This window comes from Kitasatospora sp. NPDC127067, from assembly GCF_042724755.1.
GTDB classification, from domain to species: Bacteria; Actinomycetota; Actinomycetes; order Streptomycetales; family Streptomycetaceae; genus Kitasatospora; species Kitasatospora lactacystinica.
Window position 1 is genome coordinate 1 of sequence record NZ_JBHXEM010000092.1, and the last position, 14,629, is coordinate 14,629.

Sequence of the window (14,629 nt, forward strand, 5' to 3'; positions counted from 1 at the left end):
GGTTCGTCCCGCGTCCACAGCGCCTGCCGCGGGTCCGCGGGACCTGTCGCGCGGACCCGGTCGGGCCGGCGGCGCCGCGGCCGGAACCGACCAGTCCCACGAGACGCGCCCCAGGCCCCGTCGGAGGGAACCGCCCATGCCCAACCGCGCCGCCCCGCCCCGGGACGCCCGGGCGCCGGCCCCCGTACCGGCTCCGGCCGCGTACGCCGCGCGCCACGCCCTGGTGCGCTCCACCGTGCTCGCCCGGCCCGCCCAGTCCGCGGCCACGGCGCACACCCGGGCGCTGCTGCGCGACCTCGCCGCCGCCGAGGCCGCGGCCGAGGCCCTGCGGCCGGCCCTCTGCGACGACCTGTACGCCGGCCGGGCCGGGCACGACGAGGAGTTCCACCGCAGGGTCGTGCTGCCGCTGCGCCGCGACCTGCACAACGGGCGAACGCCGCGGGCGGTGCTGCTCGACCGGCTCGCCGACCTGCCGCGCCGGATCCCGCGGCTCGCCGAGTGGCTGGAGCTGCGACGGCTGCGGGCCCGGCTGCTGGACGCGCTCGCCGACGCCGTCCCGCCCGCCCTCGCCGCCGAACGGGCCGCCCTCGCGGACATCTGCCGCGAGCCCGCCTTCACCCGGGCCGTCGCGCTCACCAGCGCCGACCTGCTGCGCGCGGTGGCCAACACGGCGGGCGCGACCGGGGAACCGCGCGGCCGGGCGCGCAAGGAGGAGGCGGCCGTGCTGCGGCACGCCCTGCGGGCCACCGCCAAGACCAGCCCGCTGTCCTGGTTCACCGCCGTCGGCTGGTCCTCCGAGGACGCCGAAGCCGCGGCGGGCGAGCCCCGCGCCTGCGTCCGGGAGAACCGGGCACTGGTCACCGCGCTCGTCCAGGCCCTGCTCGACGACCCCCGCCGCAGCCGCACGCTGCCGCACCGGATGACCAGCGCGGCCCGGGTCGCCGACGGCCGGGCCCGCTACGCCCGCGCGGAGGCGCTGTTCGCGGGCGGGCGCTTCCTGGTCACCCGGGAGGAGGAGGTCGAACTCGCCGCCCGGCCCGAACTGGCCCTGCTCGCCTCGCTCGCGGCCACCCCGGCCCCGCCGGACCGGCTCGCCGCCGGGCTCGCCGAGGCCCTCGGACGGCCGGGCGACGACCCGGGCGCGCACCGCTTCGTGGACCAGCTCGTCACGGCCCGGCTGCTGGTGCCCACCGAACCGGTCGACCCGCAGGACCGGCACCCGCTCCGCAGCCTGGCCGGGTGGCTCCGGCAGTGGCCGCAGGACGCCGAGCTGGCCCACCGGATCGATCAACTCGAACGGCAGAACGTCGAGTTGGCAGCGACCCCGGGCGAGCACCGCCCCGCACTGCTGGCCGTCCTCGCCGAGCGCTGGCGGCGGCTGCTGGCCGACGCCGGCCGGCCGGTGCCGCAGGAGGCCGCACCGCTCAGCGTCCTCAGCGAGGACGTTCACGCGCCGGCTCCGCCGCAGCCCCGGCCGGGCGCGGCCGACCGGGCGGCGCTCGCCGAACTCACCGCTTTCGCCGAGCTGTTCGACCACGCTCACCTGATGCGCCGGGCGGCCCGGGAGCGCTTCGTCGCCCGCTACGGCGTCGGCGGGGTGTGCGACGCCCCCTGGGACTTCGGTGCCGACCTGGCGGACTCCTGGGCGGATCCGACACCCCCGGACGAACTGGCAGCGCTGCGCGAGGAGTTCGCGAAGCTGCCGGAGCAGGACGGCGAACTCGTGCTCCCCGCCGAGCGGATCCGCGCCCTGGCCGCCCGGCTGCCCCACTGGACCGCGGCCCGCCCGCTCAGCTACTCCTGGTTCGTCCAACGCGGCTCCGCGGACGGCCTGTTGTGCGTCAACCACGTCTACGGCGGCTGGGGGCGCTTCACCAGCCGCTTCCTCGACGGCCTGGCCCCGCAGGCCGCCACCGAGGTCGCCCGGCAGCTGCGGTCCGGCCTCGGCGCCGGCGCCCGAGCCGCCCAGATCCGGCCGGTCGGCGGCTTCAACGCCAACCTGCACCCGCGACTGCTCGCCGACGAGATCGGCCCCGACCGACAGTGGACCGGCCTCGCCGAGTCCGACCTCGACCTCGTGCACGACCCGGTCGACGACCAGCTCCGGCTGCGGCTGCGCACCACCGGCGAGCTGCTCGACGTCCTCTACCTGGGCTTCCTCGCACCGGTCATGCTGCCCCGGCGGCTCGGCCCGCTGCTCAACGACCACCCCGAGGGGGTCGTCGACTTCCGGCCGCTGCTGCCGCGCACCACCCTCGCCGCGCCCGGCGGCAGCGTGCTGCGCACCCCGCGGCTGCGCCACCGGCACGTCGTCCTCGCCCGCCGCCGCTGGCTCCTGCCGGCCGGAGTGCTCGACGCCCTGCGGGCCGACCTCGCCGCCGACCAGGGCCCCGACGGGGTCCCGGCCGCGGCCGTCGCCCGCTGGCGGGCCCGGCTCGACCTGCCCGAGCAGCTCTTCCTCCACCCCGCACCGGCCGCGGCCGACCCCACGGGCACGCCCGGCGACGCCTTCGTCGCCCACCTGCGAGCCCCCAAGCCGCAGCCCGTCGACCTCGGCAACCCGCTGCACCTGCGCCACCTCGCCAAATGGCTCACCCGGCACCCGCCCGGCGTGGTGCTGGAGGAGGCCCTCCCGGCCATCGCGGGTCAGCCGGAGCCGACCCGGGCCGTGGAACTCGTGGTGGAGACGTACCGGCCCGGCCGGGGCAGCGCGCAGGCGGCCGGCGCCTTCGAATCCGTCCGTACCGCCATCGCCGAGGAGGCGCCCGATGAGTGACCCGGCCGACGGCCGAGGGGCCGTGACCGCCTGGGACGTGGTCCTGTACCACTACCGGCCCGACAAGGCCCGCGCGCTGCGCGAAGCCGTCCTGCCGCTGGCCCGGCAGGCGGCGGCCGAGGGGCTGGCCGCCCACGTCGAGCGGCACTGGCGGTTCGGACCGCACCTGCGGCTGCGGCTGCGCGGCCCGGAGGCACGGGTGGCCGGGGCGGCACAGCGGGCCGCCGAGGCGCTGCGGGCGTGGGCGGCCGCGCACCCGTCCGTGGCCGACCGGTCGGACGAGCAACTGCTCGCCGAGGCCGCGGTCGCCGGACGCGCGGAGCTGATCGCGCCGCCGTACGCGCCGCTGGTGCCGGACAACACCGTGGTGGCGGCGCCCGTCGACCGGTCCGCCGAAGAAGCCCTGTGGGCGCTGATCGGCGACGAATCCGCCGAGCTGCGCGAGGAGTTGCTGCGGACCGGCCTGCCCGCCCTCGACTCGGCCTGCCACTTCCTCGGCGCGCACGGCGACACCCCGCAGGCGCGGGTGCAGCTGGTGCTGACGGCGCTCGCGGCACACGCCACCGCGCACCCGGACGGGCTGGTCGGCGCGCACTACTCGGTGCTCTCGCACCTGGAGGACTTCCTGGTCCACGAGGACCCGGACGGCAGCCTGCGGGCCGCCTTCGAGCGCCGCTGGGAGCAGAGCGGCCGGGCGGTCACCGCGCTGGTCGGCCGGATCGCCGACGGCGGCGCGCGCGACTGGGAACGGGACTGGGCGCACTGGTCGGCGACCGCCTGGAGCCTGGCCGAGCGGCGGCTGACGGCCGGCGCCGACCTCGGCGGCCGCCACGCCGAGTACCGGGAGCGCGCCGAGGCCCTCGGCGACCCGGCCACCGCCGAACGCTGGAACGTCGAACTGCGCACCCGCTACAGCGAGTTCCACCGACTGCTGCAGCGCGCTGACCCCGACGGCAGGATGTGGCACCGTCCCGACTACCTGATCAACCGGGCCGGCACCAACGGCCTGTACCGGCTGCTCGCGATCTGCGACGTCCGCCCGATGGAGCGTTACCTGGCCGCCCACCTGCTGGTGCGCAGCGTGCCCGAGCTGACCGGGCACCGCTGGCAGACGCTCCTCGGCGCCGCGGAGCATCCGGGCGGCGCGGAGCAGTCGGGCGCCGCGGTGGCGACGGGCGGCGCGGGGCGCACAACACTGGAGGGGGCGGCATGACGGCCGAACCGGACGCCGTTCGGCCCCGCTTGCGCCCCGGGGTGGCGGTGACGCCGCTGCGCGAAGGGCTGCACCTGCGCGGGCGCGAGAGCAGCGTCACCCTGGAGGGCAGCCGGGCGCTCCCGGCGCTGTGGCATGTGCTCGCCGCCCGGCTCGGGCCGCAGGAGGAGGCCGTCGACGCGGCCGTCGAGGCGGCCGTCGAGCCGAGGGTGGCGGCCGCGCTGGCCACCGTCACCGCCCGGCTGCGCGAGCACGGCCTGCTCGTGGACCACCCGGACGGGGTCCGGCTGCCGCCCTGGCCGGGCGCGGTGGCGGACGACCCCGGCGGTGCGGAGGCGGCCCTGGCGGCCGCCCGCCCGGTGGTGGCCGCCGCGGACCCGGACGGCCCGTCGGCCCGCGCGATGGCGCGCGCCCTGGCCCGGGGCGGGACGGCGGCCCCGGCGGTGGTCGCCGAGCCCGGGCTGCCCGCCGGCCGGGTGGTGGCCACGGCGGACGGTCCGGCGGGAACGGAGCTGGCGGTCGCGGTGCAGTGCGGTGCGGACGGCGGCTTCGTCACCGAGCCCGCCGACCCGGGCCGGGCCCGGACGGACGCGGCGGCGCTCGCCGCCCGGCTGGAACCCGCCCCCGCTGCGGACCCGCCGCCCGTGCTCCTCGCGCTGCTCGCCGCGGCCGGCGCCCAGCGGCTGCTCTGTGCCGTCGCGGGCCTGCCGGACCCGGGCGAGCCGGCCGATGATCCGCGGCTGCTCGACGGGCGCCCCACCGTCCTGATCGCCGACGCCGCTCCGCCGCACGCCGAGCACCACCCGTGGGCGGCGGGCCCCGGGGCCGTCGCCGCGCCGCCCGGGAGCCTCGCCGAGGCGCTGCGCCGGGTGAACGCCCTCGGTGACCCCCGGCTGGGCGTGCTGGACGCACCCTCCGCGGGCGACCTCCCGCAGCTGCCCGTGGCCCTGGTCTCCTGCGCCACCCCCGCCGGCCCGCTGGCGGCCGGGGCGGTGCGGACGGACCTCGCCCGGCTGGCCGCCGCCTGTCGGTCCGTCGAACTGCACCTGGCGGCGGTGGGCGGGGGAGCCGTGCCGGTGGTCGGCGTCGACCCGGACCACGCCCTCGGCCTGGCCCTGCGCCGCGCCGTACTCGACCGGGCGGTGCGGGGCGACCGGCCGCTCCTGGACGCCCGGGCGGTGCGGGGCGACCGGGCGGTGCCCGAGTCCGCCTGGCGGAAACACCCGCAGGCCGGGCACTGGTACGGCGTCCTGGCCCGCCGGCTCGGCCGAGCACCTGAACCGACGGTCCGTCAACTCTCCGGCGAGTCGGTGTACCTGGCGCAGGTGGAGGAGGGCAGGGCGGTCGAGGCCACGCCCGCCGACGCCGTCGCCCACGCCGCACTGGCCGCCCTCGCCCGGCTGATGGCCCGGGGCGCCGGCCTCGCCGCCGTCCACCACACCGTCCTGTCCGGCGCCGCCGCCCCGCTCGCCGCCGCCGGCCGGACCCCGGCGGCCTGGACCGACCTGGGCTGGGCCGACCGCTGGCTCGCCGACATCGCCGACCGGGAGGCGGACCTGCAGGCCGCCCTGCTCCGGATCACCGGTCTGCGCACCGCCCGCTGGCGGCCCGCCACCCCCGAGGACCGCCCGTTCGCCGACGCCCTGGACGGCTGCGGCTTCACGGCCCTCACAGCCGAAGGAGGCCGCCCATGAGCGAGTTGCCGGTCCTGACCCCGGTCGAGGCACTGGCCGCCACGAGCGGCACCGCCGTCGTCCACCTCACCGAATGGACCCTGGGCCTGGCCGCCCGGCTCAGCCGGCACGCCCTGGCACACCCCGTACGCCTGGTGCCGGTGCGCGAGGACGGCGCGCTGACCGTGGTCGGGCCGGTGCTGGCCCCCGGCGCACCGGCCTGCCTCGCCTGCGTCGAGTACCAGCGGCTCGCCACCGCCGGCGGCCGGGTGCCCTGGCAGAGCCCGGCCCTGGCGCTGGGCGGCACCGGCACCCCGGCCTTCGCCGAGGCCGTGACCGCGCTCGCCGCCGAGCTGGCCAAGGGCCCCGAGGCCGTGGAGGGCGTGCAGGGCGCCGGGGGCCCCGAGGCCGCGGAGAGCGCCGACGGCGCCACCGTCCACGTGGTGCACGGCGGCCGGGCCACCTGGTCCACCCACCGGGTCCGCCCCGTCGGCGGCTGCGAGGTCTGCCGGCCGCTGCCCCCCGACACGCCCGAGGCCGCCCGGCTGCCCGCCACCCCCCGCCCGCTGCCCGACCCGGCCGTCCTGCGCGGGCCCAACGACCGCACCGACGCCGGGCGGTTGCGGGCCGAACTGTACGACGAGCGGTTCGGCCCGGTCCGCCGGCTGTTCCGCACCGAGGACTCGGCCTTCGCCCTCACCACCGCCTGGGTGACCGACGGCCGGGCGCTCGACGACGGCGGGTACGGGCGCGCCGCGGACTTCCGCTCCAGCGAGCGGGTCGCGCTGTTCGAGGCGGTGGAACGGCACGCGGGCATGCGGCCGCTCGGGCGCCGCACTGTCCTGCGCGCCTCCTTCGCCGAACTGGCAAGCGAGTTGGGCCCGGACGCCGTCCTCGACCCGGCCCGGCTCGGCCTGCCCGACGACGCCCACCAGGGGCACCCCAGCCCGGCCACCGCCCCGTACAGCCCCGAGCTGGTCCTCGACTGGGTGCACGGCTGGTCGCTCACCCGCCGCCGCCCGGTCGCCGTCCCGGAGCGCGTCGCCTACTGGGAGGTTCCCGGCCGCGACCGCCCCCGGGTGGTCTACGAGTCCTCGAACGGCTGCGGACTCGGCAACAGCCCCCAGGAGGCCGCGCTCTACGGCCTGTTCGAGGTCGCCGAGCGCGACGCCTTCCTGATGGCCTGGTACGCCCGCACCCCGCTGCCCCGCGTCGCCGTCCCCACCGAGGACCCGCAGATCGCCGAACTCGCCGACCGGGCCGAGCTGTTCGGCTACCGCCTCACCCTGCTCGACGCCACCAACGACCTCGGCGTACCCGCCGTGATCGCCCTCTGCCGCCACCGCGGCGACCACCCCGACGCCCCGCGCACCCTCCTGGCCGCCGGAGCCCACCACGACCCCCGGACCGCGATCCGCTCCGCCGTCGCCGAGGTGGTCACCAACGTCCAGGAGGCGCCCCACCGCTCCACGGCCCCGGGCGGGCCGCGCGACCCGCAGCGGCTGCGGCCGATGCTGGAACGCCCGGAGCTCGTCGTCTCCCTGGACGACCACGTCGGCCTCAACACCCTTCCCGAGGCCCAGCCCCGCCTCGACTTCCTCTTCGCCGGCCCGCCGCCGGTGCCCTGGACCGAGCGCTGGCCCGGCGACCCCGAACCCGTCACCGACCTCACCGACCTGCTGGAGCGGACGGTCACCCGGCTGGCGGGGGAGGACCTGGAGGTCCTCGTGGTCACCCAGGACGAGCCCGGCGTCCGCGACCGGCTCGGCCTGCACTGCGTCAAGGTCGTCGTCCCCGGCACGCTGCCGATGACCTTCGGCCACGCCAACCGCCGCACCCGGGGCCTGCCCCGCCTGCTGGAGGTGCCGTACCGCCTCGGCCGCACCCCCGCGCCGCTGCGCCACGACGAACTCCCGCTCCACCCGCACCCGTTCCCCTGAGGGCGTGGGGGTTGGGGGAACCCCCCCCGCAGGGCGGCGGGTGGCCGCAGAACAGCCCCACGCCCCCCCCGGAGCCCCACAAGGGAACCCCCCCCCCGCCCCGGTGCGTTGGGGGGGTTTTTTTTGTCAACGGCCCGCTCGTTGGTCTCTTGTAACCATAACCCCACGCCCCTGGCCCACCGGAGAGCACACGATGACCACCCACGCGCTGCCGGCCACCACCTGGCACAGCCTGCACCTCGCGCTGCCGCTGCCCGCCCGCGAGGCCGACGCCTTCCTCACCGAGGACCTCGCCCCGCTGATGGACGGGCTCGCCGGCACCGACTGGTTCTTCATCCGCTACGGCGAGGGCGGCCCCCACCTGCGCATCCGCCACCGCGGCCCGGGCCCGGCGCCCGCCTCCCTCGCCGCCGACCTCACCCGCCTCGCCACCCGACGCACCGCGCCCGACGGCCCGTTCGCGGACGGGCACGGCACCGTGACGGAGGTCCCGTACGAGCCCGAGACCGAGCGCTACGGCGGCGCGGCCCTGCTGCCGATCGCCGAAGAGGTGTTCACCCACTCCACCCGCGCCGCCGTCCGAGCCCTGCACGCCCTCGGCGCGGCCCCCGAGAAGCGGATGCAGCTCGCCCTCGACCTCGCCCACACCACCGCGTACGCGCTCGGCCTCGACGAACTCGCCGCCTCCCGCTGGCTGCGCCGCCACGCCGCCGCCTGGCGCTGGGTCACCGAGTTCCGGCCGCTGCCGGGCGCCGCCGTGCACACCCGGGTCAACACCGTGTTCGCCCGCCAGCGGGAGACGCTGGCCCGCCGCGCCCGGGAGCTGCGCGCGGCACTGGACGCCGGCACGGCCACGCCCTGGCTGGGGGACTGGGCGGTGCGGGCCGCCGAGGCCGCCGCCCGGATGCGGGCCGCCGCGCCCGCCGCGCCCGCCTCGCCCGCCTCGGCCGCCGAGGAGCGCCTGGAGTGGATCTGGGCCTCCCAGCTGCACATGCTGTTCAACCGGCTCGGCGTCGGCCCCGACGAGGAACGGGCGGTCTGCCGCCTCGCCGCCCGCACCCTGCTGGAGACCGGACAGCCGTTCACCTTCTTCCCCGCCGACCACCACGCCCCCGACCACCAGTACCTGGAACGCAGCAAGTTCCAGATCGGCCGCGGCGAGGACACCGCCCTGCGCGACCTGCCGCACCACCCGGCCCCGAGCCCCCGACCCGGCGACCTCCCGCTGCCCGCCGACCCGCTGCCGCCCGTCACCCTCGCCGACGCCCTGCGCACCCGCCGCTCCACCCGCGGCCCGCTGACCGGCCCGCTCACCGCCGGCGCCCTCGGCGGACTGCTCTGGTCCGCCTTCGCCCCCGCCCCCGACACCGGCCACCGCCCGTACCCCAGCGCGGGCGCCCTGCACACCGTCCGGCTGCGCCTGTTCGCCCTCGCCGTCGACGGCCTGCCCGCCGGCACCTACCACTGCCTCCCCGAACACCGCAGCCTGCGCCCGATCGGCCCGGCCCCCGCCCTCGACGACCTCAAGGCACTCTCCTCCTACCTCTCCCGCCCGGCCGGGGACCCGGACGCCATCGGCGTCGACCGGGCCCCCGCCGTCCTCGCCGTGTACCTCGACCTCGCCCGGCTGCGCCGCCGCTACGGTCTGCGCGCCCTGCGCCTCGGCGTCCTGGAAGCCGGACACCTGGCCCAGAACCTGCTCCTGACCTCCGCCGCCTTCGGCCTCGGCACCACCCCCCTCGGCGGCCTCCAGGACGACCTCGCCCACGAACTCCTCGGCCTGGACGACCTCGGCGAGCCGATCCAGTACCTGCTCCCGCTGGGCCGGCCGGGGACTGTACCGGTGATCATGGAGTGAGTACCCTCGGCCCGTGACCGATCACGGCATCGCCCTCCCCGCGTTCCGCCTCCACGTCGTGCCCGCCGTGGTGGCGCTGGCCAGCCCGACCTGGCAGAGCGAGGTGTGGCTCGACCGGGACGAGTTCGAGGACCTCGCCCACACCGTGCACGTGCTCTTCGACGACTTCTGCGACGCGAACGATCCGGGGCGGTCCCTCGGGTACAGCCTGCGCACCGAGCAGGAGGTTGAGCTGATGGCCCGGCTCGGTGCGGCCTACAGTGCGGTCCAGGAGGCGGTCGGCGCCCGGGCCCCCGACGAGGACTACCTGGACTCGCCGGGCTGGCCCGCCGTCGTCTCCGCCGCGGCCGGGCTGGCCCAGGTGATGGTGGCCAACGACCTCATGGCCCTGCAGCACCTGCACGAAGCCGGCCACCGCTGGCCGCCCGGCACCGGGACCTCTTCCTGACGGCCCCGAACGGGCCTCCTGGATGAGACACGCCCCCGGACCGAGGCGGTCCGCGCGCCTCAGGGCCGGGCGGGGGAGGCAGCCGGGGTCTTGCCCGCCGCCCCGGCCCGGGGTGTCCCCTCGACGGCGACGCAGATGCCGAAGACCCGGTCGTGGCCGGTCCAGCCGTTGATGCGGCCCCGGTTGTTGCTGATCTGCACGCGCCGCCTGGCCGGATCGAGGGCCGACACCAGGTGCAGGTACACGGTTCCGGCGACGCGGGCGAGAACGATGTCGCCGAGCTCCAGCTTGGACGGGTCGACCGGGGCGACGGTCACCAGTTGCCGACTGCGGATCAGCGGGACCATCGACGAACCGTTCGGCCTGAACTCGACGGTGGCTCCGCCGGCGACCCTGGCCGCCACCCCATCCCATGCACCCATCCGCCGATCGTGGCAGATCCGCCCGTGCGGGCCCAACAGGTTTTCGCTCCCCGGCCCCCGGCCTCCCGGCCCGCCCGAAACCCCTCGGCGGATTCCCGCGGTGCGGAACGAGGAGGAGCTTGAAATGTTGATGCGGGTTCCACATCCGGCATAGCCTCGTGGAATGGTGCAGAGCAGGGCGAGCGACGTCGACGGCTACCTGACCGGGGTTCCTGAGGGACGCAGGGCCGTGCTGGCCGCGCTGCGGCAGCTGTGCCGGGAGGAGCTGGTGGGCTTCGACGAGGTCATGGCGTACGGGATGCCCGCGTACGAGCGGGACGGCGCCGCGGAGATCGCGTTCGCCAGCCAGAAGCAGTACATCTCCTTCTACCTCATGCGCGGTGACGTCCGTGAGGCGTTCGAGGAACGGCTGGCCGGGCAGGACATGGGCAAGGGCTGCCTGCGGTTCCGCAGGCCGGAGAACGTCGACTTCGGCCTGCTGCGGGATCTGCTCAGGGCCACCGCGGCCCGGCCCGGCAGGATCTGCTGACGCCGCCGGGCGCCGGGGTGCCGCTCGGGGCGAGTCGGCGAGGCGGAAAGATCCGGAGAGGCCGGTTCACGGTGCCGTGGGCGGGCTCGGCGCCGGCTGCCGGCCGCCGAAGAAGACCTGCACCTCCCGGATCAGCCCGTTCCGGACCGTGATCGCCTCGACGTTGCGGTACCGGTCGCCGGTGGTCAGCTCGTACTCGTAGTAGGCGAAGACGAGTTCCCCGCCGGCGGGCGTCACCCGCAGCAGTCGTTGCTCCGTGAACCGGTCGGCGGTGGGGAAGCACCGGCGGAAGAAGGCCTCCTTGTCGATGCGGTCGTCCTGGGGGCTGGTGAACGTGAAGTCCTCGGCGTACAGCGGCACGGCCGCCTCCCGGTCCTGTGACCGGTAGCAGCGGAACGCTGCCTCGACGATGCTCGCGGGGGTGCGGTTCATGCGATCTCCCTGGTTCGGCTTCAGTCGGCCAGTCCCAGCGGGTCGTCGGCCGGGTCCAGCAGTTGCGGGCCGTTGTTGCGGACACTGTTGACGGTGGTGGGAACGGCGCGGACGCGCAGGTCGCCGTCGGCGGGGCGGCGCAGCAGGTGGTGGAGCTCGGCGCGGTCGGTGTGGGCGGGGGAGAGCCAGGTTGGGAGGTCGTCGGGGGCGATGGTGAGGGGCATCCGGTCGTGGACGCGGCCGGCGGAGTCGGTGGCGTCGGTGGTGATGACGGTGGCGGTGGCCAGCCAGGCGAGCGGGTCGTCCTCGGGGCGGGTGCCGTCGCGCCAGAACTCGTAGAGGCCGGCCATCAGCATCACGCCGCCGGTGCTGAGGAAGTACGGCTGCTTGTACTTCTTGCGGTCGGCGGTGGCGGGGACCTCGCGCCATTCGAAGTAGCCGTCGGCGGGGATGACGCAGCGGCGGGCGGTGAAGGCCTTGCGGAAGGCGGGCTTGGTGTCGACGGTCTCCGAGCGGGCGTTGATCATGCGGGCGCCGCCGGACGGGTCCTTGGACCAGGACGGGACCAATCCCCAGCGCAGCGGCCGCAGTTGGCGCAGCACCTCGCCGGTGTCCCGGTCGACGCGTTCCAGGACGGCCGGGACCGGGTCGGTCGGGGCGACGTTCCAGCTCGGTGCGAAGGTCTCGGCCGGGTCCCACCGGAGCTCTCCGAGCAGTGAGACGAGGTCCTGGGGCGTGGTGGTGGAGACGAAGCGGCCGCACATGCCTCCCAGCCTCCCACGTCCCACGGACAACGGTGTTCAACTGGGCGCCCGCGCGCCCGGGGTGTGGCCGAAGGCGCGGCGGAACACGTCGATGAAGGCGCGCGCGGAGGCCCAGTCGCGGCGGTGTGCGACGGCGGTGACCGGCAGTCCCTCGGCGGGCAGGACCAGGGCGTGGTGCAGCCGCAGCTGGGTGCGCCACTGAGGGAAAGTCATGCCGAGGTCGGCACCGTCCGCTGGGGCGGAGCACATGGGGACCGGGTGACCCACGCCTACCGTTCACTTCTGCTACGGTCGTGTTAGAAACGAACGATTGGCGAGTGAACGATATGAAGCTGTTCGGCAAGCGCCGGTGGCTCTGGGGATCACTGCTGTCCGTGGCCGTGCTGCTGGTCGGCGCGGGCGGCTGGGTGGTGTACCAGAACGAGTACGACCTCACGGAGGAGCGGGTCACCGTCACCGGCGGCAAGCAGCCGCTCCAGGGCGTGCTGGCCCGCCCCACCGGCGGCCACGGACCGTACGGACTGGTGGTCTTCGTCCACGGCGACGGACCCGTCGACGCCACCCACGACACCTTCTACCGGCCGCTCTGGGAAGCCATGGCGAAGGCCGGGTACGCCACGCTGTCCTGGGACAAGCCCGGCGTCCGCAACGCCCCCGGCAACTGGCTGGACCAGAGCATCCAGGACCGCGTCGACGAGACCCTCGCCGCGATCCGCTGGGCCAAGGCCCAGCCCGGCATCGACCCGGACCGGATCGGGCTCTGGGGCGCCAGCCAGGCCGGCTGGGTGATGCCCAAGGCCGCCCGGCAGTCCCCGGACGTCAAGTTCCTGATCGCCGTCGGCACCGCCGTCAACTGGCTCCAGCAGGGCCGCTACAACCTGCTCGCCGAGCTCGGCGAGCGGCACGCCTCGCCCGAGGAGACCGCGGCCGCCGTCGCCCGCAGCGACCGCAACCTGGCCGCCCTGCGGGCGAGTGCGACCTTCGAGCAGTACCGCGCCGCCGGCGGCGACGCCGAGGGGCTGACCCCCGAGCGGTGGGCGTTCAACAAGCGCAACCACCTCTCCGACGCCACCGAGGACCTCGCCGCGCTCCGGATCCCGGTGCAACTGATCCTCGGCGGCCGGGACGTCAACGTCGACAGCGACGACACCGAGGCCGGCTACCGCCGCCTCGTCACCACCCCGGGCCTGCTCCAGGTCCTGCGCTTCCCGGACTCCACCCACAACATCGTGCCCGAGGACATCGAGGACTCCGAACTGCGCAGCACCCTCCTGGCCGTCGCCGCCCCGCGCTCGCTGTTCACCCCCGGCTACCTCGACGGCATGCGGAACTTCCTGACCTCGCTCGACCACCGGAAGGGCTGACCCACGATGAAGCTGCTCGCCCTCGGCGGGGCCGGCGCGATGGGCCGGGTCTCCGCCCGGGTCGCGGCCGCCCTGCCCGGCGTCCACGAACTGGTGATCGCCGACCGGGACCTCGACGCCGCCCGCCGCGCCGCCGCCGCACTCGCCGCAGGCGCTCCGGTGCCCGTCCGCGCGAGCCGGGTCGACGTCACGGACGGCCCGGAGCTGCACGCCGCCCTCGCGGACGCCGACGCCGTGCTGAACACCGTCGGCCCGTACTACCGGTACGGACTCGACGTGCTGCGCGCCGCGATCCGCACCGGCACCCACTACCTGGACATCTGCGACGACTGGGAACCCACTGTCGCGATGCTGGAACTGGACGAGGAGGCCCGCGCCGCCGGAGTGCGCGCGGTGCTCGGCGCGGGCGCCAGCCCCGGCGTCAGCAACCTGCTCGCGGCCCGGGCCGCCGCCCGCCTCGACACCCTGACCGACGTGTACACCGCCTGGCCGGTGGACGTCGGCTCCATGCCCGACTCCTCCCGGCCCGACTCCTCCCGGCCCGACACCTCGCTGCGCGACCCGAACGGCGCGGTCTCGGCCGCCGCCGTGCACTGGATGCAGCAGATCAGCGGCACCATCGCGACGGTGGAGGACGGCCGACCGGTCCGGCGGCCCCCGCTGCGTCCGGTCGCCCTCGACCTGCCCGGCGGCCACCGCGGCACCGCCTACACCGTCGGCCACCCGGAGCCGGTCACCCTGCACCGCAGCCTGCGGCCCGGCGGCGACGCGGCCAACCTCATGGTGGTCTCCGTCGGCACCGCCGCCTACCTGGGCGTGCTGCGCGAGGACCTCGACGCCGGCCGGCTGACCAACGAGACCGCCGCCGCCGACCTCGACCGCCCCACCCTGCGCCGCACCCTGCGTGCGGCCGCCCGCGCCCCCCGGATGCGTGGGCCGGGCACTCTCCCGCCGTTCTTCGCCGCCGCCACCGGAACGCGCGACGGCCGACCGGCCGTGGCGCTCGCCCGCCTGGACGGCGCGGAGCGGTTCCTGGCGGACATGGCGGAGGCCACGGGCGTCCCGGCGGGGCTGGCGCTGGCGCAGCTGCTGGACGGCACGGTGCGGGCGGCGGGGGTGCACCCGCCGGAGGCGGTGATCGACGGCGAGCGCTTCTTCGCCGACCTGGCGCGGGAGTGCCCGGGGGTGGAGGTGGTGGAGGAGTTGTAGG

12 protein-coding genes and 1 pseudogene are annotated in these 14,629 nt (G+C 76.6%); 9 read left to right on the plus strand and 4 right to left on the minus strand.

Annotated elements, in window-relative coordinates:
• Nucleotides 1–136: 136 nt before the first annotated feature.
• The 6 genes from ACFWJ4_RS29300 to ACFWJ4_RS29325 all read left to right on the plus strand — a co-directional run bounded on the left by ACFWJ4_RS29300 (nt 137) and on the right by ACFWJ4_RS29325 (nt 9,908).
• A complete protein-coding gene (locus tag ACFWJ4_RS29300; RefSeq protein ID WP_380548973.1) occupies nt 137–2,776 on the plus strand; it encodes a lantibiotic dehydratase in 2,640 nt (879 codons plus the stop codon).
• Nucleotides 2,769–3,989 carry a hypothetical protein gene (locus ACFWJ4_RS29305; RefSeq protein ID WP_380548976.1) on the plus strand — a complete coding sequence of 407 codons (1,221 nt, stop codon included), beginning with the start codon at nt 2,769–2,771 and terminating at the stop codon, nt 3,987–3,989. The genes ACFWJ4_RS29300 and ACFWJ4_RS29305 overlap by 8 nt, the downstream gene beginning before the upstream one ends.
• On the plus strand, nt 3,986–5,683 hold the full coding sequence (locus ACFWJ4_RS29310; RefSeq protein WP_380548978.1) for a hypothetical protein: 1,698 nt from the start codon (nt 3,986–3,988) through the stop codon (nt 5,681–5,683). The genes ACFWJ4_RS29305 and ACFWJ4_RS29310 overlap by 4 nt, the downstream gene beginning before the upstream one ends.
• Nucleotides 5,680–7,602, plus strand: a complete 1,923-nt coding sequence (locus ACFWJ4_RS29315) for a TOMM precursor leader peptide-binding protein (protein ID WP_380548981.1) — start codon at nt 5,680–5,682, stop codon at nt 7,600–7,602. Before ACFWJ4_RS29310 ends, ACFWJ4_RS29315 begins: the two co-directional genes overlap by 4 nt.
• A gap of 193 nt (nt 7,603–7,795) precedes the next feature.
• The gene (locus tag ACFWJ4_RS29320; RefSeq protein ID WP_380548984.1) at nt 7,796–9,460 is read left to right on the plus strand and encodes a thiopeptide-type bacteriocin biosynthesis protein; all 1,665 of its coding nucleotides are present in this window, start codon (nt 7,796–7,798) and stop codon (nt 9,458–9,460) included.
• A 13-nt stretch (nt 9,461–9,473) separates the two neighbouring features.
• A complete protein-coding gene (locus ACFWJ4_RS29325; RefSeq protein WP_380548987.1) occupies nt 9,474–9,908 on the plus strand; it encodes a hypothetical protein in 435 nt (144 codons plus the stop codon).
• 59 nt (nt 9,909–9,967) lie between these two features.
• On the opposite strand, the gene ACFWJ4_RS29330 is transcribed toward ACFWJ4_RS29325, so the two are convergent.
• Nucleotides 9,968–10,330 (minus strand): S26 family signal peptidase, encoded by a 363-nt coding sequence (locus tag ACFWJ4_RS29330; RefSeq protein WP_380548990.1) that lies wholly within the window; start codon nt 10,328–10,330, stop codon nt 9,968–9,970.
• Nucleotides 10,331–10,493: 163 nt separating this feature from the next.
• Between ACFWJ4_RS29330 and ACFWJ4_RS29335 the strand changes: the two genes are divergently transcribed.
• Nucleotides 10,494–10,859, plus strand: coding sequence for an iron chaperone (locus ACFWJ4_RS29335; RefSeq protein ID WP_380548993.1), 366 nt, complete (start codon nt 10,494–10,496; stop codon nt 10,857–10,859).
• 66 nt (nt 10,860–10,925) lie between these two features.
• On the opposite strand, the gene ACFWJ4_RS29340 is transcribed toward ACFWJ4_RS29335, so the two are convergent.
• The 3 genes and pseudogenes from ACFWJ4_RS29340 to ACFWJ4_RS29350 all read right to left on the minus strand — a co-directional run.
• The gene (locus tag ACFWJ4_RS29340; RefSeq protein WP_380548996.1) at nt 10,926–11,291 is read right to left on the minus strand and encodes a nuclear transport factor 2 family protein; all 366 of its coding nucleotides are present in this window, start codon (nt 11,289–11,291) and stop codon (nt 10,926–10,928) included.
• 20 nt (nt 11,292–11,311) lie between these two features.
• A complete protein-coding gene (locus ACFWJ4_RS29345; RefSeq protein ID WP_380548999.1) occupies nt 11,312–12,055 on the minus strand; it encodes an SOS response-associated peptidase in 744 nt (247 codons plus the stop codon).
• A gap of 36 nt (nt 12,056–12,091) precedes the next feature.
• Nucleotides 12,092–12,280: pseudogene (locus ACFWJ4_RS29350) on the minus strand (helix-turn-helix domain-containing protein); the annotation flags it as partial.
• A gap of 101 nt (nt 12,281–12,381) precedes the next feature.
• Here ACFWJ4_RS29350 and ACFWJ4_RS29355 point away from each other — a divergent pair.
• Together ACFWJ4_RS29355 and ACFWJ4_RS29360 are read left to right on the plus strand one after the other, a co-directional pair.
• Nucleotides 12,382–13,419, plus strand: a complete 1,038-nt coding sequence (locus ACFWJ4_RS29355) for an alpha/beta hydrolase family protein (RefSeq protein WP_380549045.1) — start codon at nt 12,382–12,384, stop codon at nt 13,417–13,419.
• 6 nt (nt 13,420–13,425) lie between these two features.
• A complete protein-coding gene (locus tag ACFWJ4_RS29360; RefSeq protein ID WP_380549002.1) occupies nt 13,426–14,628 on the plus strand; it encodes a saccharopine dehydrogenase NADP-binding domain-containing protein in 1,203 nt (400 codons plus the stop codon).
• The last annotated feature ends 1 nt before the right edge of the window (nt 14,629 follow it).